At 42.1% G+C, this 23,338-nt stretch carries 22 protein-coding genes; 11 read left to right on the forward strand and 11 right to left on the reverse strand.

The window, feature by feature from the left end; genetic code table 11:
* The first annotated feature begins 30 nt into the window (after nt 1-30).
* From AC0L4E_RS17690 to trmL, 3 genes are all read left to right on the forward strand, one after another.
* On the forward strand, nt 31-717 hold the full coding sequence (locus AC0L4E_RS17690; protein ID WP_473680631.1) for a response regulator: 687 nt from the start codon (nt 31-33) through the stop codon (nt 715-717).
* Nucleotides 717-2,096, forward strand: coding sequence for an ATP-binding protein (locus AC0L4E_RS17695; RefSeq protein ID WP_473680633.1), 1,380 nt, complete (start codon nt 717-719; stop codon nt 2,094-2,096). The genes AC0L4E_RS17690 and AC0L4E_RS17695 overlap by 1 nt, the downstream gene beginning before the upstream one ends.
* Before the next feature lie 130 nt (nt 2,097-2,226).
* Nucleotides 2,227-2,691 carry a tRNA (uridine(34)/cytosine(34)/5-carboxymethylaminomethyluridine(34)-2'-O)-methyltransferase TrmL gene (gene trmL, locus AC0L4E_RS17700; protein WP_473680635.1) on the forward strand — a complete coding sequence of 155 codons (465 nt, stop codon included), beginning with the start codon at nt 2,227-2,229 and terminating at the stop codon, nt 2,689-2,691.
* 3 nt (nt 2,692-2,694) lie between these two features.
* On the opposite strand, the gene AC0L4E_RS17705 is transcribed toward trmL, so the two are convergent.
* The 4 genes from AC0L4E_RS17705 to AC0L4E_RS17720 all read right to left on the reverse strand — a co-directional run bounded on the left by AC0L4E_RS17705 (nt 2,695) and on the right by AC0L4E_RS17720 (nt 7,538).
* Nucleotides 2,695-3,285 (reverse strand): hypothetical protein, encoded by a 591-nt coding sequence (locus AC0L4E_RS17705; RefSeq protein WP_473680637.1) that lies wholly within the window; start codon nt 3,283-3,285, stop codon nt 2,695-2,697.
* 191 nt (nt 3,286-3,476) lie between these two features.
* Nucleotides 3,477-4,919: a M16 family metallopeptidase gene (locus AC0L4E_RS17710; protein WP_473680639.1), complete on the reverse strand. Its 1,443-nt coding sequence runs from the start codon at nt 4,917-4,919 to the stop codon at nt 3,477-3,479.
* Nucleotides 4,916-6,244: a M16 family metallopeptidase gene (locus AC0L4E_RS17715; RefSeq protein ID WP_473680641.1), complete on the reverse strand. Its 1,329-nt coding sequence runs from the start codon at nt 6,242-6,244 to the stop codon at nt 4,916-4,918. Before AC0L4E_RS17715 ends, AC0L4E_RS17710 begins: the two co-directional genes overlap by 4 nt.
* Nucleotides 6,245-6,299: 55 nt before the next feature.
* Nucleotides 6,300-7,538, reverse strand: coding sequence for an amidohydrolase (locus tag AC0L4E_RS17720; RefSeq protein WP_473681736.1), 1,239 nt, complete (start codon nt 7,536-7,538; stop codon nt 6,300-6,302).
* A gap of 316 nt (nt 7,539-7,854) precedes the next feature.
* On the opposite strand from AC0L4E_RS17720, the gene AC0L4E_RS17725 reads away from it, so the two are divergent.
* Nucleotides 7,855-9,324, forward strand: coding sequence for an ATP-binding cassette domain-containing protein (locus AC0L4E_RS17725; protein WP_473680643.1), 1,470 nt, complete (start codon nt 7,855-7,857; stop codon nt 9,322-9,324).
* Nucleotides 9,325-9,384: 60 nt separating this feature from the next.
* Here AC0L4E_RS17725 and AC0L4E_RS17730 read toward each other — a convergent pair whose 3' ends face one another.
* The 3 genes from AC0L4E_RS17730 to AC0L4E_RS17740 form a co-directional block, all read right to left on the reverse strand.
* Complete coding sequence (locus tag AC0L4E_RS17730; protein WP_473681738.1) at nt 9,385-9,747, reverse strand: hypothetical protein; 363 nt, start codon at nt 9,745-9,747, stop codon at nt 9,385-9,387.
* Nucleotides 9,748-9,775: 28 nt separating this feature from the next.
* The gene (locus AC0L4E_RS17735; RefSeq protein ID WP_473681740.1) at nt 9,776-10,375 is read right to left on the reverse strand and encodes a tRNA-uridine aminocarboxypropyltransferase; all 600 of its coding nucleotides are present in this window, start codon (nt 10,373-10,375) and stop codon (nt 9,776-9,778) included.
* A gap of 158 nt (nt 10,376-10,533) precedes the next feature.
* Complete coding sequence (locus AC0L4E_RS17740) at nt 10,534-11,742, reverse strand: multidrug effflux MFS transporter (RefSeq protein ID WP_473680645.1); 1,209 nt, start codon at nt 11,740-11,742, stop codon at nt 10,534-10,536.
* 129 nt (nt 11,743-11,871) lie between these two features.
* Here AC0L4E_RS17740 and AC0L4E_RS17745 point away from each other — a divergent pair, with 129 nt between their 5' ends.
* Nucleotides 11,872-12,852 carry a LysR family transcriptional regulator gene (locus AC0L4E_RS17745; protein WP_473680647.1) on the forward strand — a complete coding sequence of 327 codons (981 nt, stop codon included), beginning with the start codon at nt 11,872-11,874 and terminating at the stop codon, nt 12,850-12,852.
* 215 nt (nt 12,853-13,067) lie between these two features.
* Nucleotides 13,068-13,412, forward strand: a complete 345-nt coding sequence (locus tag AC0L4E_RS17750) for a hypothetical protein (protein ID WP_473680649.1) — start codon at nt 13,068-13,070, stop codon at nt 13,410-13,412.
* A 199-nt stretch (nt 13,413-13,611) separates the two neighbouring features.
* Here the strand turns inward: AC0L4E_RS17750 and AC0L4E_RS17755 are convergent, their stop codons facing one another.
* The 3 genes from AC0L4E_RS17755 to AC0L4E_RS17765 all read right to left on the reverse strand — a co-directional run bounded on the left by AC0L4E_RS17755 (nt 13,612) and on the right by AC0L4E_RS17765 (nt 17,318).
* Nucleotides 13,612-14,364, reverse strand: a complete 753-nt coding sequence (locus AC0L4E_RS17755) for a helix-hairpin-helix domain-containing protein (RefSeq protein ID WP_473680651.1) — start codon at nt 14,362-14,364, stop codon at nt 13,612-13,614.
* A gap of 783 nt (nt 14,365-15,147) precedes the next feature.
* Nucleotides 15,148-16,551 (reverse strand): tetratricopeptide repeat protein, encoded by a 1,404-nt coding sequence (locus AC0L4E_RS17760; RefSeq protein WP_473680653.1) that lies wholly within the window; start codon nt 16,549-16,551, stop codon nt 15,148-15,150.
* Between the two features lie 35 nt (nt 16,552-16,586).
* A complete protein-coding gene (locus AC0L4E_RS17765; protein WP_473680655.1) occupies nt 16,587-17,318 on the reverse strand; it encodes a hypothetical protein in 732 nt (243 codons plus the stop codon).
* 194 nt (nt 17,319-17,512) lie between these two features.
* Between AC0L4E_RS17765 and AC0L4E_RS17770 the strand changes: the two genes are divergently transcribed.
* Nucleotides 17,513-18,043: a DUF2780 domain-containing protein gene (locus AC0L4E_RS17770; protein ID WP_473680657.1), complete on the forward strand. Its 531-nt coding sequence runs from the start codon at nt 17,513-17,515 to the stop codon at nt 18,041-18,043.
* A gap of 139 nt (nt 18,044-18,182) precedes the next feature.
* A complete protein-coding gene (locus AC0L4E_RS17775) occupies nt 18,183-18,632 on the forward strand; it encodes a tellurite resistance TerB family protein (RefSeq protein ID WP_473680659.1) in 450 nt (149 codons plus the stop codon).
* Nucleotides 18,633-18,720: 88 nt separating this feature from the next.
* On the opposite strand, the gene yjeH is transcribed toward AC0L4E_RS17775, so the two are convergent.
* Entirely contained in the window at nt 18,721-19,989 is a 1,269-nt protein-coding gene (gene yjeH, locus AC0L4E_RS17780) for an L-methionine/branched-chain amino acid transporter (protein WP_473680661.1), read from the reverse strand.
* 250 nt (nt 19,990-20,239) lie between these two features.
* Here yjeH and AC0L4E_RS17785 point away from each other — a divergent pair, with 250 nt between their 5' ends.
* From AC0L4E_RS17785 to menH, 3 genes are all read left to right on the forward strand, one after another.
* On the forward strand, nt 20,240-20,668 hold the full coding sequence (locus tag AC0L4E_RS17785) for an Lrp/AsnC family transcriptional regulator (RefSeq protein ID WP_473680663.1): 429 nt from the start codon (nt 20,240-20,242) through the stop codon (nt 20,666-20,668).
* A 152-nt stretch (nt 20,669-20,820) separates the two neighbouring features.
* A complete protein-coding gene (gene menD, locus AC0L4E_RS17790) occupies nt 20,821-22,551 on the forward strand; it encodes a 2-succinyl-5-enolpyruvyl-6-hydroxy-3-cyclohexene-1-carboxylic-acid synthase (protein ID WP_473680665.1) in 1,731 nt (576 codons plus the stop codon).
* Nucleotides 22,551-23,321 (forward strand): 2-succinyl-6-hydroxy-2,4-cyclohexadiene-1-carboxylate synthase, encoded by a 771-nt coding sequence (menH, locus tag AC0L4E_RS17795; protein ID WP_473680667.1) that lies wholly within the window; start codon nt 22,551-22,553, stop codon nt 23,319-23,321. Before menD ends, menH begins: the two co-directional genes overlap by 1 nt.
* The last annotated feature ends 17 nt before the right edge of the window (nt 23,322-23,338 follow it).

Below are 23,338 nucleotides of genomic sequence, written 5' to 3' on the forward strand. Positions count from 1 at the left end.
AGTGTGATTAATTAACGAGTGAGGATCCAAATGAGTCGAATTTTATTAGTTGATGATGACGCAGGCTTATCAGAATTATTAGCCCAACTTCTAGAATTAGAAGGTTTTGATTTAACCCAAGCATTTGACGGCCAACAAGGTCTAGATTATGCACAAAATCAAGACTTTGATTTAATTCTACTCGACGTCATGCTACCTAAGCTCAATGGGTTTGAAGTCCTGCGTGCACTCAGAACTCAAAAACAAACTCCAGTGTTAATGCTGACCGCTCGTGGTGACGAAATTGACCGTGTTGTTGGCCTCGAAATTGGTGCGGACGACTACCTCCCTAAGCCTTTCAATGACCGTGAACTTATCGCGCGTATGCGTGCGATATTACGTCGCTCAGCTTTAACTCAAACCGAAAATGGCGAGCAAGATACCATCTCGTTTGGTGACCTAAGTTTAGACCAAGCAAGACAAGAACTTTACTGCAATGAGCAGCTAATTATCTTAACCGGTACTGAGTTTTCTTTGCTGCACAGCTTAATTACTCAAGCGGGTGATTTAGTCACTAAAGAACAGTTGAGTGAAACAGTTTTAGGTAAAAAGCTCATGCCATTTGATCGTAGTTTAGATATGCATTTATCTAACTTACGTAAAAAATTACCTGAACGCAGTGATGGTCGCCCAAGAGTGAAAACCATTCGTGGTAAAGGCTATATCTGGATCCCGTAATGAAAGCACCTTCTACGATAAACCGTTTATTTGTTAAATTGCTGCTGGGCTTTTGGTTATGTAGTTCATTAATCATTGCTTTTATGGCAATTTTGCCGTTTCTGCAGCACAGTCACGACCAACTTCCGTTGAATGATAAACAAAAACACGTTTTAAAAAGAACGGCAAAACACTTCATTGAAGACCCCGAGTTATTGGATAATCCCAGAGCCATAAAGCGCCTTAATCGTCACCGTAGCCCCGATGGAAAATACCTCAAGTTTTATATTCTTGATGAACAAAGCCGAGTATTAAATCACAATAAAGTTCCACGAACATTTCGTGAATTTTTACTTATCAGTGAAGAACACGAAACGCCGATCAGCCACCAATTTCGTAGTGAATTGATTTTTGGGCCTTACACTTTCATCGCCGGAGAACAGCAATATCGCATATATTGCCGTGTTCCAGATAATCATCCAAGACCTTGGTTTTTCTTTTTCAGTGACAACAAATTACTCACTGCATTGATTGCCATGCTTATGTCTGGTGCCCTTTGTGGTTTACTGGCATGGAATTTAGGTAAGCCTTTACGCTCCCTTAAACAAAGTTCTAATGCACTCGCTAGCGGAGACTTATCCAGCCGGGTTGATAAAAAAGTTGCCGCTCGTGGCGATGAAATTGGTGAGCTTGCTCAGGCATTTAATAGTATGGCTGATGCAATTGAAACCATGATAAACAATCAGCAACGGCTAATGGGCGATATCTCCCATGAGTTAAGAACGCCATTGACTCGCCTACAGTTATCCTTAGCCTTAGCCCGTAAAAAAGAGCAAGGCAGTGTTGAAATCGAGCGGATTGGCTATGAAGCCGAACAACTAGAAGACTTAATATCAGAGTTACTCACTCTTTCACGAGTGACGATCAGTAACAGCGAGAATAAAGTTCACCTTGAGCTAGCGGAATCATTAAGCCAGATCCTTGATGATGCTGACTTTGAAGCCGAACAACAGCAAAAGCAGTTGGATATTGAAATCCCTGAATCTATTAGTTTAGATCACTATCCAAAGTCACTATCTCGTGCCATTGAAAATGTGCTGCGAAATGCTATTCGTTATGCCGATAGCAAAGTCAGCATCAAAGCTCTGCAGCAAGGCAATGAAGTGCTGGTTACTATCAGTGATAACGGACCTGGTATTGATGAAACTGAACTTGAAGACATATTTAAACCTTTCTACCGACCAGATAGCGCACGCGATCGAGAATCTGGTGGCTGGGGCTTAGGGCTGGCGATTACACAAGCGGCCATTAAGTTAAACCAAGGAAGTATCAGGGCCAGTAATGTTAATCCACAAGGCCTGCAGGTCAGCATTACTCTTCCAGTAAAAATGAAAAGTTAAGTTTCATTTTAGTACGGCTGCTCAAATATCAATGATGGATTAAGTCTATTAACCGACTTAATCCATCATTTGTTTTACACCCTAGAATGTTGGCGTATAATTCCGAGCTCACTCAATCAAGGTAACGCCCATGTTTAATATTGCTCTTTACGAACCAGAAATCGCTCCAAACACCGGCAATATTATCCGCTTATGCGCTAACAATGGCGCCAAACTCCATTTGATTGAACCATTAGGGTTCGACTTAGAAGAAAAGAAGTTACGTCGAGCAGGGTTAGATTATTCCGATTTAACCAATATCACCCGCCATAAAAACTTTGATGCTTTTTTAGAAGCAATGGCAGGCAAGCGCATTATGGCTTGTACCACCAAAGGTAGTCGCCCCCATAGTGAGCTCGCCTTTGCTAAAGATGATGTGTTGTTATTTGGCCCAGAAACCCGTGGTTTGCCAATGGAAATCATTGAATCTATTCCAACCAGCCAGCGTTTACGCATTCCAATGGCGGCCAGTAACCGCAGCCTAAACCTGTCAAATTCTGTGGCGATTATCAGTTATGAAGCATGGCGTCAGCTTGATTACGCAGGTGCCGAATAAGGTTTACCGCAAGTTGATTGGGCTTAGCTCAATCGCACGAATAAGTTGGTATTGCTCGCTATCATCATCAAGGTAGTGAGCGCTTTGGCGCCAAAGCCAAGTTTCTGAACCATTTTCTGTACGGCTATCACTGCCCTGCACTGCAGCCGTTGAAGATTTAGGTTCAAAGCGTAATCTAATAAGCGCAGGGCGCTGATTCAACTGTCCTTTCCCTAAAAAAGTAAAGCTATCACCTCGTTGATATAAGCTAAATAATTGCTCTCTATCTTCACCCACGCCATCAGTATACGTCAGCAAAACATCATTCCCTTGTGCTCTAAACCACCACACTTCACTGTTAGGGTTACTGTCACCACGGCTCACAGTCAGCATCAAATTACGTTTATCAGATGAGCAAATAGCAGAGGTTGTGACTTGTCTGGGCGCGACACCATTTTTAGCAGCTGATCCCTGCCAGTCGCCATCAAGTACCGGGCAAAATTGACTCAAATCGACTTTTGCCGCAAACGCTCTAGGGGCAATCATCATCACTAAAATCACCATCATTAAGATGATGAGATATTTACCCTTTGATAAGCCTGCTTGATACCACATCAACAAAGACACCCTTGGTTTAAATGATTCACTAGCAAGAACACTATTTTATTGCGGTTATTTTTTCAATTAGAACTTCGTATCGAACCATAAGAATCAAACAATAAAAATGCCTTTCACCATAGGTAAAAGGCACTGTTTAACGCATTCAGCAATATTGCTTACTTAGCGCTGTATCAACTCAGTTCAGCTTATTGACCAAAACCCACATCTGTCATATTAATCTGGGTCACTTCGCCATACTCTTTCGCGATATCAGCGACTTTAGCTGCATTACCAATTAACACAAACTGTAAGTTATCTTGTGGGAAGTAAGTGCTAATTAAGCGCTTGGTTTCCTCAAGGGTCAATCCATCTACTTTAGCTTGGAACTCATTAATAAATGAGTCATCAAACTGGTAGATATACATATCTGCCATCAAGTCAGCTAGTTGACCACCGGTTTCAAATTTAGGCGGGTACTGGCCTTTTACATAAGCTTTAGCTGAGTCTAGAGTTTGCTGATCGATGCCTTGCTCCCATAAGCGAGCATAAGTTTTTAAGGCTAAATCCATCGCTTCTTTAGTGGTGCTGGTTTTGGTAAAGGTACTAATATGGAAAGTACCTGAATCAGAAAACGCATTAAAACCAGAGCGCGCCCCATAGGTTAAGCCTGCATTTACACGTAGTTCATCGTTAAGCCACGAAGTAAAACGGCCGCCTAAAATAGTATTGACCACAGTTAACCCTACATAATCTGGGTTATCGCGGCTGATACCTAAACCACCAAAAATAAAGGTCGTTTCAATGGCATCAGGCTTATCTACTAGCAGCACTCGGCTAGATGACAAGCTAGGTAAACCTTGACTTAAATCCGGCTGCACCGCTTTTTCAGTGCCTTGCCAATCACCAAAGGCTTGGGTTAGTTTAGCCTTCATCTCAGCGGCATCGAAATCACCCACGACATTAATCGCCATGTTACTCGGCTGATAATAACTTTTGTGGAATGCGCGCAGTTGAGCAATATTGATCTCGGCTAACGAAGTGCTATTGCCCGTTGTTGGGTTAGCGTAAGGGTGCTGGCCAAAGACCATTTTAGAGTAGTATCGACCAATCACAGCACGAGGGCTTTCTTTTGCTTGAGATAAGCCGACAATTTCACGCTGTCTTAGCTTCTCAAATTCAGTGCTATCAAAGTCAGGCGACATCAGTACGTCTTGCATAATAGCTAGAACCGTATCAACGTCTTTACTCATAAAGTCAGCAGTAATTAATGTGCTTTCGCGACCTGATGCGGTATTTAAACTAGCACCAAGAAAATCAACCGTCTGCTCTATCTCAGCTTTGGTTTTGCCACCCGCACCTAGCATTAAGCTTTTAGCGGTCATATACGACACACCTGAAGTGGTATCATTGACTGCGCCTGCACGCACCACAGCATTCACATTAATGATCGGCACTTCCGACTGCACCATAAAGTTCACTTTAAGGCCATTGTCTAAAGTCATCGACTCGTATTGCGGCATGCTAAAGCTGCCTGTATCTACCGTTTTAGCACTTTCACTAGTACTAGCACAGCCCGTCAGAGCTAGAGTGCAAGCCAGCGCAATCGCCGATACTGTGGTGTTATTGCTAAATCTTGAAAGTGAAATCATTGGTCAGCTCCTTCTGTTGCAGCTAACACGCCCACTGTGCGATTGGCTTTACGTAAATAGGTTTGCGCTACACGCTGAATATCTTCAACTGTCACCTTGTTATAAGCTTCAGGAGCCGTAAATAGCTTTTCATAACTACCAAAATACAACTCATAACGACCTAATGTATTAGCGCGGCCATTAATGGTTTGCATAGTGCGGTAAAAGTCCATTAGCTTAATATTCTTAACTTTTTCAAGCTCGTTTTGGCTTACGCCTTCTAAGCTAATGCGATTGATTTCAGCAATCATATTGGCTTCAAGTTGCACAGCATCAATACCTGAATTGGCAACGCCCATAAAGTAAAATAAGTTAGGGTCAAACGACATGGGTAAATACGACATCACGTTGGAAGCGACTTGCTTGTCGACTAATCCTTGATAAAGGCGCGAGCTATTACCTTCACTGAAAATGGTATTCAGTAAATCTAACGCGTAGTAATCTTCATGCTTTGTTGAAGGCACATGGTAAGCCAACATCACATTGGGCGTGCTCACTGACGCTTTTTCGACAAATACGCGGCGCTCACCTTTTTGCAGCGGCTCTACTGTGCGTACAGCTTTAGGTGGCGTTTGTGCAGGAATGACACCAAAGTACTGCTTTGCAAGTTTTTTCACTTCAGCCACTTTGACATCGCCAGCAATTACTACCACGGCATTATTCGGGGCATAGTAAGTTTTATGATATTGCTGTAAATCTTCTAAACTCCAAGCGGCAATATCAGACTCATGGCCAATCACTGACCAACTGTAAGGATGTGCTCTAAATGCAGCACTTTTCACTTCTTCTTGAATGGTGCGCCAGTTTGAATTTTCAAGCCCGGTAGTGCGCTCTGATTGCACCACGCCGCGTTCGCTTTCAACCATTTCAGGATTAATATCCAAATTTGCGATACGGTCTGCTTCTAAATCAAAGATGGTTTCTAACGCATTGGCTGGAAACCAATCGGTGTACACCGTGATATCTTCAGTGGTGTAAGCGTTATTAGCGCCACCAGCAGCTTCCATCGTGCGGTCAAACATTTTAGGACCAAACTTTTTTGAACCATTAAACATCATGTGTTCGAAAAAATGCGAAATCCCAGTGATGCCAGGTACTTCATTACGAGAACCGACCTTCCAAAATAAGTACATGTTGGCGTTAGGAATACTGCTGTCTTCTAACACCATGATCTTCATGCCATTGTCTAACGTAAACGTATTCACATCTTCTTGAGTCGTGGCATGTGCTGCAATGCTCATCCAAGATGTCAGTAATACCACTAACGCGGTTATTCTGCGTGTCATGATTGTTTCCTTTTTTAAATCGTAAAATACGACGATTAATTAACCTGAATTCGAGTTACTTAGTTGCACCTAACGCCGTTAAGGCAATTTGAGTCATGGTTTGTACGCCAACTTTTAGCGCGCTTTCATCCACATAAAATGATGGTGAATGGTTACTTGCTACTGTAGCTGGATCTTTACCCTCTGGCGTTACCCCAAGAAAATAGAACAGGCCTGGAGTTTCCAGAGCGTAATATGAAAAGTCTTCTGCACCGGTAATCAGTCCTGGCTCAATTAGATTGTCATCACCGACGACACCACGGATCACAGGGCGCATATCCGCCACTAACTGCGGATTATTAACCGTTACCGGATAACCTGCATCAATCTCAGTAATCGCTGTTGCACCCAATGTTTTAGCAGATAACTCGGCAATTTCAGCAAGCTTAACTTTAATCTCGGCGCGCATGTCTTGGTCAAAGGTACGAATAGTACCAATCAGTTCGACTTCATCAGGAATAATGTTTGAGCGAATACCGCCGTTAATGGCGCCAAAGCTGACAACTGCAGGCGCTTTAGTAACATCAACTTGACGACTAATAATAGTTTGCACGCTAGTAATAATCTGCGCAGATGCCACTATCGGATCCACTCCGCCCCACGGACGTGAGCCATGAGTCTGACGGCCTTTAACGGTAATCGTAAACGAATCTTCCGAGGCCATTGCTGGGCCTGAACGTAAGCCAATCACACCAGTAGGTAGGCTTGAAGTGACATGCATACCAAACACTTGATCTGGTTTACGTTTAGCAAATAAGCCTTCTTTTAGCATGAGTTCAGCACCGCCTTCTTCGCCAGCAGGCGCTCCCTCTTCAGCAGGCTGGAAGATAAACATCACATCACCTGCAAGACTGTCCGTGGAGTTAACAAGGTTTTCGGCAACGCCCATTAACATAGCAACATGAGTATCATGGCCACAGGCATGCATCACACCAACAGTTTGACCGCGATAGGTATCAGTGGCTTTAGATGCAAAAGGTAAATCAACTTCTTCAGTGACAGGCAAGGCATCCATGTCAGCGCGAATACCGATAAGCGGCCCGGGCTTAGCACCTTTTAATATCGCCACAACCCCAGTATGAGCGACACCGGTTTGCACCTCTAAACCTAAAGATTCAAGGTGCTTAGCAATCACTTTGCTGGTTCTAAATTCACGATTAGATAATTCAGGATGTTGGTGTAAATCTCTACGCCACTCAATTACTTTTTGTTCGACATCTGCAGCGAGCTGAGCTGCATCGGGGGTTTTAGCCATTATTGAAGGAGCAAAAGAGCCTGAAAGTGTCGCAAGACACAAGGCGAGTGTAGTGAGGCGCATAAATCATCCATGGTTATTATCATTTTTGTTGCGATTTAATCTACAGGGTCTAGCCGAAGTTGTTAAATATTTTGTTATTGCAGAGCCTAAGAAATTGTTTCGATTTGTTTACTTAGTGAACCGTTCACTTTATAAATAACCATGAAAATGAATCGAAACCGGCAAGCCAAGCTTGATTGAGCGGAAAATAAAGCTCGAGCGAGTGATAATTAAGGGTCGAGTGAGTGGAAGTTGAGGGTTAAGGGTTGAGTGAATGGAAGTTAAGTTTAATCAGTTTATAGCTAAAAGCGGCAATGTTAGCCTTGATATCCCAGATTGGCATATTCAAAATCAGTCATGGGCTGTTTTTTGCGCCCATAGCGACATTGGTTCTGTCATTGGTGACTTACTGTGTACAAGCAATAATCCTCTTCAACAAACCATTGAAGTCACCTCAGGTAGTTTACAAAAATCATCTAATAACATTGCCCAAGTTTCATTAGCAGAGCAGCAAAGGTTATTGGCTTTAGAAATTGAAAATGATGATACCGACTTTCTCAATATCGTTGATACTGGCAGCACGGTTACTCAACTTATCAGCCAACAGATACCGTTGCAGGCGCAAAGCGGGTTACTTGAAACATTACTTACTCAGCTAGATTTACAGCACCTTAAAGATTGCGGTTTTCGAGAGCTATCAACCGGTGAAACCCGTCGTGTCATGTTGGCTCGCGCCATTGCCTCTCAGCCAGATTTCTTAGTGCTAGATAACCCTTTTGCAGGATTAGATATCGACCACAGAGCATCACTTACAACTTATTTAAACCAATTATTCATTCCCATGATGGTGATATTTTCTCGTGAAGAGGATATGCCGCAATGGATTGAACAAGTGGCGATATTTAGTCACGGTAAACTCGATAGCATAATGGACAAAACCAGCTGGAATAGTCACCCCGTTATCGGGCAAATTAAGTCACAATCTAAAGTCCAAAGTGAGTTAATGCTGGCTTTGATGCAGCGCCATCGCCACCAAAGTCAATTTGAAAACCCAATATTTGAATTGAGCAATGGCAAAGTGGCATACAGTGATAAAACTATTTTCACTGATGTTAATTGGCGCATTGATAAAGGCCAACATTGGCAAGTTAAAGGCCCAAACGGCTGCGGTAAAAGTACCTTGTTAGGACTAATATTTGGCGATCACCCTCAGTGTTATAGCAACGATATACAAATCTTTGGCAAGCAGCGTGGCAGTGGCGAAACGATTTGGGAAATTAAGCAACATATCGGCATGGTGTCATCAGCATTACACCTTCAATATCGCGTGAATTGCAGTGCCATCGATGTCATTTTATCGGGTTTTTATGACTCAATAGGCCTTTACCAAAAAGCCACTGCACCTCAGTTAGAAATAGCTAAAGACTGGTTAACGATTTTGCACATGGAAGAATTGGCTAACACACCTATCAAGCAACTCGATTATAGTCAGCAACGATTATTGTTAATCGCCCGAGCGCTGGTAAAACAACCTACGTTATTAATATTAGATGAGCCCTATCAAGGATTAGATTACTTGGGGATCCGCTTAGTCAGAAATACGCTTGAATTAATTGCTCGAGAAAATCTCAGCCAGCTTTTGTATGTGTCTCATTACCATGAAGACAGTTTAGACAGCATCAATAATTATCTAGAATTTGTTTTTGACCAAAACACCAATGGCTATAAAGCCGTGTTGAGTTGAGTTGAGTTAACTTTCCCGAACCCAATTTATCAGAACCGATGAACGACGAAATTGAATCTGTTAATCTTGCTCTTCAATTTTACGTTCTTTGGCCGCGGCTTCTTTTGCTTCTCTGAGGTATTTATCGGCGCGGGACTCTCGCTCTTTAAATTGAGCTTGCGACTTCTCTATCTGCTCTTTTTCCCATTCACCCGACTCTTGACGCTCTAAGATTTCTTGCTCGCGAGACTGGGTGTCACTGGCGGCTTTACGGGCTTTTTCTAACTGACTTTGCTCAGTCTTTTTAGAATCAATTCGGCCTTGTTCAGCTTGCTGGGATAAGGTCAGACGCGGTTTATCACTGGCTGTTGCTGCAACAGTTACAGTAAAAGAGGCTGCTAGCATCAAACTCATAAAAGCCATTGCTGTGATACGGTTCAACATACTCATTATCTTCCTTGTTTTGTTGCTACTAGTTCTCTTGAGCATAGCGTGCACGCACGGCTGCAGGCATGGCATCTAGCTTATGTTGCACCATTGCATCAAAGGCTGCAAACATAGGTGCAATGTCCAATGATGGACTTATAGCTTGCAGCATATACGCTGTCGCTTCTAGGGTCGATAAGCTATCACTACGCTTTGCCTTGCGAATTCGATATTGCGATACCCCTTCAAACTCAATATGCAGCGCAGGTAAATCCAATAACCACGGATTCAGCTGGAGCATTTTAAAGGCTTTACGCCAAGTGCCATCAATCAATAAAATAATACACTCTTCAGGTGCACCTGACTCAGCAGCGCTTTGACTGGTTTCACTCGGATAAACTAAATAAACCGGTTTACCTGCTTCCTGTAAATAAACTTGCAGCTCAGCAAAGTCATCCGCCCTTTCACCCACCACCACCTTCGTCGCAGGTAAGGTTAAGCACAATAACTTCACCGTATTTTTAGCATGCTCAACTTCTGATGGGTGCTGCAACACAATCACCTCTGTCTTAATCGACATAGGAGACACACTATCGCAAATACAGGTTGTCGTCGGGTAACCGCAACCGTCACAGATAACTCTAATACATCACCTCGATGAACATTTTTATACTTTATTCAGCCATTACATATTTACATCTTGAGAGACTATTTTAGCGCTAATTAGCTGTGCTGTACCAGAAACAACAATGCCGCTGAGTATTATTCAGCGGCATTGCCTTAAATCAATTTCTAGCTAAGGAATTAATGCTCTGGGTGAACTTGTTCCATATGCAAATGGTTTAAGCTTTTAAGCGACATCATCACCAGTAATAATAAAGATAAACCGCCCATCAATAAGGCAACTGCATATGGCGCGCTAATGTCGGTCATTTGCACTAAAGCCGCTAACACAGATGCGCCGCTCATTTGAATACAACCTAACATGGCAGCGGCAGTACCAGCTCGCTCACCAAAAGCCGACAACGCCATTGAGGTTGCAGGGCCAAGTAAAATAGCAAAGCCAATACATAGCAGCATCATAGGCAACATAAAGCCAAAGCCTGCCGCTAAACCTGATTGTGGCCCTACTAGTTGCACCACCACTTCAAGTGCTGCAGCCAATAACATCATACCTAGTGCTACCACTACAGCGGGACGATTACCAATATGCTTAACTAATACAGGCGCAGCAAAACAAGCGGCAATATTTACTGCAGCGTTTAAGCCAAACAAGCCACTAAAAGCAAGCTCACTGACACCTAGATGACCAATCAACCACATTGGTGAATATGATACGTAAGTGATAATTGACGCCATCGCCACCATACAAGCGCTGGCATAAAACAAGAAGTGTGCGTCACCTAACACAGGTTTATAGCGTGCCCAGCGATAAAGGGCGCCGCTTGTATCTGTATTCTCAGGACGTGTTTCAGGGAATTTTATTAACACGATAGCGAGAACCACAATCGCGTAAAGCGCCATAAAGATGAAGGTTGAACGCCAGCCGAACTGCAATGCCAATAAGCCGCCTAACGTCGGTGCCAAAGCAGGGATCACGCAAATAGCACCATTTAAGTAGCTATACATTTTGACGCTTTCTTTGCTGCTGTAGCAATCACGCACCGCACTGAATACCACAATAGACGTTGAACAAGCAGCTAAACCTTGCAGTACACGAGCTATTTGCAGCACTTCAAACTCTTGCGCCATTGCCCCAATCAAACTACTGATACCGTAAAATACAATACCAAATAGCGCGATAGGTCGACGGCCAAAGCGATCGGCCAAAGGACCAATTAAAATCTGCCCAAGACCCATAGAAAATAAGAACAACACCAACGTCGACTGCACCTGACTGCCACTTACGCCATACTCTAATGCCATGGTTGGCATTGATGGCAAGTAAATATCGATGGCTAATGGGCTTAGTAGCACCATAAACATCAGCGTTGGCAGCAAATTACGTCTCATTGTTCTATTCTCTTTCTTTAATTCAAATGTTGATTCTGGCGCGCATTCTAGACTACTCATGGTATGAATAGAAATGGTATGATTTCCTAAGTAAATTTCCCTAGAGGAATATCAGTAAAGGAATATCACATGAATATTGATAATCTTGCCAAGATTGACTTAAACCTGCTGGTCATCTTGCAAGTCCTGCTTGAAGAGCAAAGTGTCACCCGTGCAGCGAGCCGTTTGCATTTAAGTCAGTCAGCGCTAAGTAAAAGCCTTAATCGTTTACGGGTAACCCTTGATGATCCTTTATTTCAGCGAACGGCTCACGGTTTAAAGCCGACTGCTCACGCTGTTCAGTTAGGGCATCAATTGCCGCAAATACTACAAACTTTGCATCAACTGACTCAGCCACCCACCTTTATCCCCGCTAGCAGTCATCAGGATTTCTCATTTTCTATGGTCGAGAGCGCCTATGAAACATTACTGCCGTATTTTATTGGTAGAATTTTACATGATGCACCTAACGTCAAACTCGACTCTTATGTGTGGACAGAAAAGTCGATGCAAGACTTACAGTTGGGCCAAATTGATTTTGGTATTGCAGGTCGTGATACTCATCCGCAAGCAGATCTTAAAATTGAGCAACTGCCTGATGGCATTGAATATCAAACCTTATTTAAAGATAAGCAAGTGTGCTTAGTCCGCAAAGATCACCCAATGCTAGACCTGATCCAAAATAAAAAATGGGACTTAGATACCTATTTAAGCATGTCGCATGTGCAAGTTCGTTGTGAAGGTAATGATTGGTGGGCATTGGATTACCATTTAGCTGATTTGAACTTACGACGTCGGATAAGTACCACGGTGCCCGACTTTTATGGAGCGGCAAGCATTTGCGCCCATAGCGATTTGATATTTACCCTGCCATCGAGCTTTGCTCGTCACGCAGTAAAATTATATCCGCTAGAAGAAATACCCTTACCATTTGAATTTATGCCAATGGCCTATGTGTTGTTATGGCATGAACGCAATAGCCAAGCACCTGGGCATTTGTGGCTAAGAAACATCATTTGTGAAAGTGTCGCTACAGCAGTGAAACAAACTCAAATCGAAATGCTGAAATAACACTCATAAGCTCAATCTATTTATACACTTGTGCTATTCCACCCTCAATATGGGTAGCAATCATGATCAAACATTAATCAGGATTAACGTGACGTTAATAGTGCTTTTATTGCACACTGAAGATGTCATCACTATAAAAAATAATTTTATGAAAGGTTAAAACAGTATCCATCGCCATTTTGATACTCGTTCTATCCATATATTGAGGAACATCAATGAATTTTAATCAGTTTGTAAATCAAGCACAGGTCAAGCAACGCGTTGGCACTATGCATCCATTTATTGCACTACTGTCGATTGTTGCCATCGGTATTACATCGATTGTACTGCTACCATTTTTATTGGTATTTGCGCTAGTGAGCTTTATTGGGCTCAATCTATTAAGCCGTAAATACCTAGCACCTAAAATGCAGCCAATATTCGGTAAACGTCCGCAACAAGATGAAGTGTACCGAGGTAACCCGAATGTACAGCGCGAACAGTCTTTATATAAATCAGAGATGTTTAAGCGTTCTAACCCATCATCAGGCGGACGCACTTTCGAGCATCAAGCAGACTAAACATTCATATGGTCAGTCAACCTTGATCCCCCCGAGGTTGATCGGTCATGATGTTTATTAAGGATTTTGAATATTTATAGCTCAAACTAAAACACCGCCAAATGGCGGTGTTTTTATTAGGAAATTATTGAAAGGAATTTTTATAAATAAGCTTATTATGTCTTAATTTTATTCTTAAACTTAAATTCCATTTTTGAAACTAAATCACTATATCGGTCAAAGATTTAACTTCTGCTATCTTTACTAAAATCTTATCTGCACTTTTGCTACCAATGCCATCAAGTTTAATTAACTGCTCTTTTGAAAGGGAGATAACATCTCTAGCTGTTTTATAGCCTGCACTTATTAATGAATTTTCTACTCTAATATTTATATTAAAAATTTGTTTTAAGTATCCATTATTTTGATAGTGATATCTTACTAAATCTTCAAAGGAAAAATTAATAGTAAACATCAAAACATCAATTATTGACTCATAGTTATTGTAATAATTGAGTAATTTATTCTCTACATATCGTAGTTCTTGATTCTTATCTATATATTGTTCTATTAAATTCACACGTTCAAAAATACTATCATTTCGAAAGTATATATCTTTTATATCGCAAACAAATTTAATGTAATCATCACGTTTTACACCGTAGGCATCTGACGCGCCAACCTCATCGTTCTCAAATAAGGAAAATTCACATTTTACCTTTGGAAGCCAAACTCCATGCTGTTCTTCCTTTAAAAAATCAGGTATATCCTCTTCACTCTTCACACATTTACCATCTGCACGAAGAATTTCAGTAGGTGTTCTTAACAAAAATGTTGGGGAAAACGTTAAGCCATCAATAATATCGTTGAGTTCAGAACTATTATTAAAATCACTAGACTTACTAGAGCTTGCATTCATAGTTTGTGCATCATTTGTCGCACCACTTAAATAATTGAAAATTTTCTTAAACACAATTCCTCCCCAACTCCTCTAGTTATCCACTATAAAAATAACGAATAATTACGTCCTTTATTAATTAAATAATCTTACTTCTGTTATCTAACTGATGCAAAATCATTTTATGCTTTAACCACATAACCTAAAGTCGTGGCGCTTCGCCCACACCAGACCGAAAGGGAGTGAACAGCAACTCCCTCTTATTCTTATTGATAAGTACAACCCACCCGCTCCATTGAAGTGTTACTCCCTCAATCTTATAAGTGAATTTTCTAACGCCTCAGATTCGCCTTCCATGGCTCAATCTAAGGCTATCTCGGCATCCATGCCGAGCTCACGAAAATAAACTTAACGCTCTCGGACACTTCAAACGGAGAACATTTAACCTGCAAGTTCAACTCTTACCCCTAGGTAAACTAAGTTATTATTATCAATAAGTTATCGCTTTCTTAATTAAGCCTAAGTATTCATAGATATTGAGCTTATCAAGAAAATCGCGTGAGTCTGGCCATGGATGGCCAGCTAGCTTTCGAGGGGAAGGGACGCCCCATCGGAAGCGATAGCGATTTTCGTAGATGGGCAAGAACACTCAAATGTGTTTTCAGGCTAGATAAACTTCCGTTGGAAATTTTGCTTTATAAATTTCGCCGGAACGGCTAGGGATATCGAAAAGGGAAAAGCTGTTGTTTCCCTTTCGTCTGGTGTGGGCGAAGCGCCACGACCTTGATCTGTTTTATGTAGAAGAAATTAATTAAAAAGGTAATCCAGACATCTAAACTTAACTACCCAAAGATAAAATTAAGCCAAGATCCCTTGTGCATGAATCAAAGATTTAAGCTCTTCATCACTAGGTTTAAGCGCGATCACATTATCAATTTGAATTTGAAGCGATTGCCAAATCGGTTCGATAATCTCGGCTTGTTCATCATTTGCATATTGTTTTGCAAGCTTAAGCAGTGACGCTGACTCCACCACATCAATGCGCTTAAACACGCCATCTGCCAGCGCTACACTGAGCTCTATCATTGCAGGCACACTGCGGCCGTAGTTAATCACATCACGTAAATAACTCTCTGCTAGACACACATCTGCACCTAGACCCGAATCATCGTTAAGCATATGCTGCGCGCGGGTAAACATGGCATCTAGTTGCCCTTGCTCCGCCGCTTCGGCTAACCAATGTTCACTGGTATTAGCGTTGGCTTCACAGCCTTCACCGTTAAACAGCATTAACGCTAAATGGTATTGAGCATGTGGGTAGCCCGCTTGGGCAGCTTTATTGATCCACTCAAAAGCTTTGTCTAACTGTTGCTGCTGATAATACAGTACGCCAAGGTTAGACATGGCTTCGGTATTTTCAGCTAATGCCGCTTTTTCAAGCCATGTTGCTGCTACGGTTAAATCAACACTGAAGTTTTCACTGCCAACTAAATAGAAGAATCCCAATAACGCTTTGGCTTCAACCACACCTTCTTTAGCGGCGCGTTCAATAGCAAGCTCGCCTGCTACAGCATTTTTACTACCGTTGTATCCATGAAGTAATGCAACCCCATGCTCAAACAAAGCTTGTTGGTGCTTATCTGATGCCAATTCAAACCAATTAGCTGCTTGTTTGAAGGTACTGACTGATTCAGCATGCTCAGCTGCTTCTTGATCAAGAGATTGCTCTTGTTCTTGCTGCATTAATGCTTTTGACTTAAGCGACATACCCACTAAATACTGCGCTTGATGATCGTTATGCATAACGGCTTGATAGCACAGTTCACGACCAACAAACGAGTCAAAAGCTTCAAATTGATATTCAGGCGCTTTTTTACGATGGACTTTAGGGTAAAGCAGCGTAATTAACGACAAGATATTCTTGATGGTCTTTTCAGCCAACGAGACTAATTGCTCTTGAGTTAAATGGTATTTTTCAGGATGTGCGCCACGGTTACCGTCACTACGCAGTCGATGCAATGCTCTAGTCGTAGGTACATCAATTAAACGCATGCGATTTAACTGCTCGATGCGATCATATAGATTGGGGCTATTAAATTTGACTGACTGCTTTTCTGCCAGTAATGAAGTCACTTGATGGGTAAAGCTGCGGACAAACACCAAAGCTTGGGTTGGAATATCCCTGACATAACTTTTCGCTTTGGTGTAATCATCCACTATTTCAGCTGAGAAGCCGCCAATAAACTCAATATCATTTAACACTGGCGGTTACTCCTCTGCTGTTATTCGCTTTTCACTTAGATTTCAGTGGTCTCTGATTCTTTATCATCAGTATTACGGTTAACCATATACAATCTGAATAGCGCTACGTTAACGAAAAGTCCTAAAAATGCGAACAAGGTATCAATAATCACTCGTAACGGGAATCCACCAAATTCAGTTAACTGTAAAACGATTCCACCCACTAATGAAAGTGGCAGATACAGCATTAAAATCATCATGGTTTTCAGCACGATTGGTGATGAAAACTTAAAGCTACTTTTAATCGCTTCTAATGGTGTTACACGTTCTACAATCACCATAAAGTTGACGTATGCAAGACGAGCAAACAAGTAAAAGCTGATACTTAAACCAATCACCCAAAACGGGCCAAATACTGCAAATAGCATCACTGGCGCTAAAATCGCTAAGCCAGAGAATACACCAGCAAGTAGTAATGGCGGTACAAAGGTAAAGCTGTTTTTCAGTACCATACCCGGGGTAACTTCATGGCCACGTGAACGCACTTCCAGATATAAGGTTAGTGCTGCGATAAGCAATGAAAATATTAATAACAGCACCATCATTGCGGCACCATGAATGGCACCAAACTGTGGTATTTCAACTTCACTTTGAGCCGCCAATTCACTACCTAACCATATCTGGATCATCACTTGAATGATCAGTAATGGCACAGTTAATGAGGCAAGCTGAGCGATATGGTTACGAAAGAAATTATATGCTTCAGCCAAAATTGCAGACAATGACATGGGATTTCCAATAATCTAAATAGACAAATATGCTGCTAAGGATACCGAAAAAACTGCGTTTTTGCACAATTGATATCAAGAGAGCGTAAAGTTAATGAAATCATTTGTCACATTTTTGTGAATAACGTTAAAATGGTCACAGGATAAGGAAAACTAACCTTTAAACATTCCAGATGAACCACAGGATGGCCACGATGAAATTAACCCCAGCAGTCAGTCTTTTAATTACAATTTTTGCAGTTACTTCACCAGCGCAAGCGGGTTGGTTGGACAGTATTTTTGGCTCAGAAGAAAAGACAGTAGAAAAGGTAGAAACTGCTACTGATGTCCAATCTGCTGATTTGGTCGGTAACGTGATGTCACAGCTTGGACTCAGTAAAGATCAAGCAGAAGGTGGTTTAGGAACATTGCTAAGCCTTGCCCAGTCTAACTTAGGTGACTCTGATTTCAGTCAATTATCAAATAGCATTCCTGGTGCTGACGCACTTTTATCGGCTGTTCCAGCCCTATCCGCTGACGATGGCATGTCAGGTTTATTGTCTCAAGCAGGCGATTTAGGTACATCTTTTGAAGGTGCAGCCATGGTATATGATGCGTTTGAAGAGTTAGGCATTAAAAAAGAATACGTTGCACCAATGGTAGATATCGCTAAATCATATTTAGAAACTAACGGCAGCGAAGGTACCGTTGATTTGTTAATGAAAGGCGTAAACTCACTGCTGTAAACCTAGCGCAGATTGAGGATTAATTTTATTTAATGCCGAGCCATTCGCTCGGCATTATTGTCTCTGTTAAGCTTAATCTAATCTACATTTTCAACACTCGCTATTGCTGCAGCAAATTTGCAGTCGTTTAGGAGGCATTATGATCGCGAAATTAAAACAGTTTTTACAGTCGCACGCCCAAGCAACCACCCCAGAAGATCAAGCACAGCAGCTGAAACTTGCGGCGGTGAGTTTACTGCTTGAAGTCATGTATGCCGATGAAACCTTAGACGAGCAGGAAGTGGCGATGTTACCAAGTATGATAAGTGGCAACTTAAATATCAGTGCAGCAGAAGCCAATGCATTAATTGACGAGGCTAAGTTAGTTCAAGGCAACTCTATTTCATTGTTTGAGTTTACCGCTGAAATTAATGCTCAGTGCTCTATTGAGCAAAAGCAAAAATTACTACTATGTATGTGGAAGTTGGCCTACTCGGATGGCAAGTTATGCCGAAATGAAGATCAAATCATTCGCCGTACCGCAGATTTACTGTATTTAAAACACAGTGAGGTTATTCAAATGCGTAATATTGCCATGGAGCAACGTTAGTTTATCTTCTGAGTCACTCCATAACGGTATTAACTGCAGCGCCACTTTAATCGAAAGTAGCGCTGTTTTTATTTGGCAAACGTTTTCGTTAAACGATCTGTTTTCGTAACTGATGCTGCTTTTGCCAATACATAAATGGCGCTACCACCAACACCAGAATAAACGAATACAGCATGTTTTCAGCCAGCGCGATACCGACTCCGATACAAAAAAGACAGCCCCCCACTACTAAAGGTAAAAAGCGTTTACTGAGTAATTTAGCCGCCGATAGCATGGTCAATAAGTAGATAATCACAAATACGCCATTACTCCATGCAATCAAATCCTCTAGCTTTTGTTCAGTGACAAAAGTAAACGTAATCACCACTACCATGGTGACTAAAATGGTTATTAAGGCGCGTAAAGGCACGCCGAATTGATTAAGCTTGCTAAAGTAACTTGGCAACACACCTTCTTTACTAAAGCTCCACAGCAAACGGGCTGCACTGGCGCAATACACATTAACGGTAGCAATACCGCTGGCGATACCTAAAATACCAATGACTTGTGCGCCCATGCCTTGCCATACAAAGCTACCCAATAAAGCATCAAAGGCATGGATCATCGCTAAGCCTTGTTTATCACTTGGCACCATTAGCAGCAGTAAAGTACAAATAAGATAAATGATCCCCACCAGTACTGTGCCAATCATCATTGCAGGCAACATGTCTTTTTTAGGATTTTTAAAATCATTCGCCAAGTGTGTCATGGCTTCGATCCCTAAAAAGCTCCAAAAGCCAATCCCCATTGCCAGCATCACGGTAGAAACTTCAGGCGTTGCCATGCTCGTTAAAGTTTCAACTTCACTAACATTGGTACCACTGGCGCCAAACAACACCGCAACTACAGCGACAATCGCTAAAGTCAGCGCAAACTGCAGCTTGGCAGAAACCTGAATACCGCGGTAATTTAGCAGCAAAAGCACCACCACAATGGCAAGTTCAGCAGCCAGTTGCCCCCAGCCCGTAATAGATACCAAAGCATCCATAAACTGGAAGGTCATTAAAATGGCCGCTGGGGCTCCAATAGGAATCACAAACAAGAAAATTAACCCAATGGTTCTCCCTGCTGTAGTGCCAAATGCTTTCTCAATGAAAAACGCAGGCCCTGCCGCATGGGGGAAACGGCTAGCTAATAAACCAAACACCACAGCCACAGGCAAAATGGCGACGGTGAGAATAACCCATGCCAATAAAGCACCACTATTGGCCACTGCAATGGTCATTTGCGGTAATATAAATACTCCTGTACCGAGCAAAGTGGTGGCCATCAACCCAGCACCTTGCCAGCGCCCTATCGTTCCTGTAATTTGATTCATTGGCTTATTCTATGGTGAAGTTTGAAAGAATTATAAATTGATTTTACTAAACAAACTGCCGTTAATAACCCGCAAGTTCACCTATAAAACCGACAATATGACGGCATTAACAAACATTACCGACTATATGCTGGCCGCATGATGATAATAAGTAAATAGACTGCGTGCTGTATAGATTGTTTATCTATCTAAATTTAGGCATAACCTTCAGTAATCAGCAATGAGCCTTAACAAACTATGAGGAAGTAGCATGGATAAATTTGATCAACTCATTATTAATGCGTTAAGAGCTAACGCTCGCCAAAGTATTTCTCACATCGCTGATACAGTCAGCTTATCACGTAGCGCCGTGACCGAACGGATTAAAAAGCTGGAGCAGTCAGGGATAATTCGTGGCTACCAAGTACTATTAAGTGAGTCGCAAAAAGAAGGTGTATCAGCCTACTTTGAAATTCAACATGAGCGAGCAAGTTGTGCCGATGTCGTACATGTATTTCATGCTATTCCTGAGGTGATAACCTGCCAAGGCATTACCGGTGAAATGGATTTACTGGTTTACGTTAATGCAGCTTCGATGAAACGACTCCACGAAATTCGCGAATTTATTGATGCCCAAGCAGACATCATCAAAATTAAAACCCACGTGGTCATGAGCGAATGGATTAACAATCAAGCGTAACGCACATTTTCGAATTAATTATAATGAAAATAGCCATATATATACTGAAATACGGCTAAGATAAGGTGTAGTTTCCAGCTCTATTTGAGCCTACTCTACGTGGTTTATACGATTCAGTTTCAACATCAATTTACAATTGGGTATTTAAGATTATGCAAACACAGCCAACTTCTGACATCAATTTACTTTGGGGTGCGTTAATCCTTGAAGAGCTTGCCCGTCTTGGCGTAAAACACGTTTGTATGGCGCCAGGTTCACGCTCAACCCCGCTCACCTTAGCTGCAGCAGCTCAGGATAAACTTGAACGTCATCTGCACTTTGATGAACGTGGGCTAGGCTTTATGGCCTTGGGATTAGCAAAGGCTAGCAATAGTCCCGTTGCCATTGTCACTACTTCAGGAACCGCAGTTGCAAATCTTTATCCTGCGATCGTCGAAGCTTGGCTGACCCAAGTTCCGTTAATTGTATTAAGCGGTGACAGACCCCCTGAACTTATTGGTTGCGGCGCAAACCAAGCTATTATTCAGCCGGCAATTTTCGCCGACTATGCTAAGCAAGTAAATCTGCCGACACCTGACTTGGCCATTAGCCCCAATACTTTGCTAACAACCATTGATGAAGTCGTCGCCAATCAAACTCAGCCGGTACATTTTAACTGCATGTATCGTGAACCCTTATACCCAACAGAATTAGAAACTTTAGCGCAACTGGCTAAATCTGCTTTATCAGGTTACGTCAATCCAATAGCTGACTGGTTAACCCATAGTTACCCTTATACTGATTACGGCCAAGTCTCAGCTTGTAATATCCCTAGTGAAGACACCATGATGCGTTTTGCCCATGGCAAAGGGATCATTGTTGTCGGCACCTTATCGCCACAAGATAAACCACAACAGATTATTGAATTAGCGCAGAAGCTTGGCTGGCCAATTGTGGTTGACGCTCAGTCACAATTAAGACAACACCCAAGTGTTATCGGTCATATTGACCAATTAATGCTAAACCCAAAAGCAGCTAAATTTGTTGAACAAGCCGACAGAGTATTAGTCTTTGGTGGGCGTTTTATCTCGAAAAGGTTGATTAGCTTTATTGCCCAGCAGCAATGGCACAGTTACTGGCAAGTGCTGCCAACGCAACAACGCCTCGACCCTAATCATCAATCAAAGCGCATTTGGCAGGCCAGTGTTGCATCAATATGCAGTGCATCATGGCCTCGTTCGTCTTCGGCACATTGGGCTTTGCCATTAATTGAAATGAACCAACAGCTGGAAGCTTTGCTTACTCAACACATAGATCAAAGCAGTTTTGGCGAGCCTCAAGTAGTGCGCCAAATAGCCAAAGTTCAAACGTCGAATCATCAATGGTTTATCGGTAATAGTTTGCCTGTTCGTTTATACGATATGTACTCGCCAATTACCTGCGATACGCCAAATATCTATACCAATCGCGGCGCTTCAGGCATCGACGGCCTAATCGCCACAGCCAGTGGTATGGCACTGGCGGCCAAACAGCCAAGCACCTTACTTATTGGTGATATATCAAGCTTGCATGACCTTAATTCGTTAGCCATCACTAAGCATATTAACAGTCCATTAGTGATTGTTATTTTAAATAATGATGGCGGCAATATTTTCAATTTATTACCTGTGCCTAATGAAGCAGTAAGAGATGAATATTACCGCTTGAGTCACGGACTGGAGTTTGGCTATGCAGCTGCCATGTTTGGCTTGCCGTATAACCAAGTGGACTGTTTAACGAGCTTTAATGAAGCTTATGCTGATGCAATGGCTTATGCAGGTACTTCAGTAATTGAAGTGAATGTCAGCCCAAATCAGGCAAGCGATCAAATAAAGCTCATTGCACAATGGGTGAAACAACACTAATGCCAACCATTAAACGTTACGGTGACACCGCTTTACCTGCACTGGTTTTATTACATGGTTTTTTAGGTTCTAAAGAAGATTGGCAGGCAAGCTTGCCGGTTTTAAGCCAGTATTTTCATTGTATTTGTATCGATTTACCCGGCCATGGCGAAAACGAGCAACTACTGCCAACACCGGGATTTGAAGCACTAGCCAATACCATCACCGAAAAAGTGATTAATCTAGGCTACCCGCAATTTCATCTGTTGGGGTACTCACTAGGTGGCCGAGTTGCCCTACACATTGCCAAATATCACCCTCAAGCATTATTAAGTTTAATGCTGGAATCGGCGCATTTAGGTTTATGTTCAACTCGCGATAAACAAGCGCGCCTCAAGCACGATCAAAAATGGGCGGACAAGCTTAACAACATGCCAATAAGTATGTTTTTATCCGAGTGGTATAAACAACCAGTATTCGCAGATTTAGAGACTGATGCACGTGAGCAACTCATCAGTATTCGCAGTAAAAATAACCCCCAAGCCTTGTTACATTGTTTTCAAAGTACCTCACTCGGCTTACAAGATAATGGCCAAAAAGTACTGAAACAATTACACTGCCCGACATACTTCTTGGTGGGCGAGCAAGATAATAAGTTTTCAAAGCTGGCGGAAAAGTGGCAGCAAAAAATCGATTTATCGGTTATTTCTATTCCTAACTGCGGCCATAACACCCATAAAGCTCAACCACAGATGTTTGCAGCAAGAATAATTCAGCTGCTTTACCCTTAAATTCTGGCAAACATTTA

The sequence above is a fragment of the Shewanella sp. GJ50-10 genome, assembly GCF_055808815.1.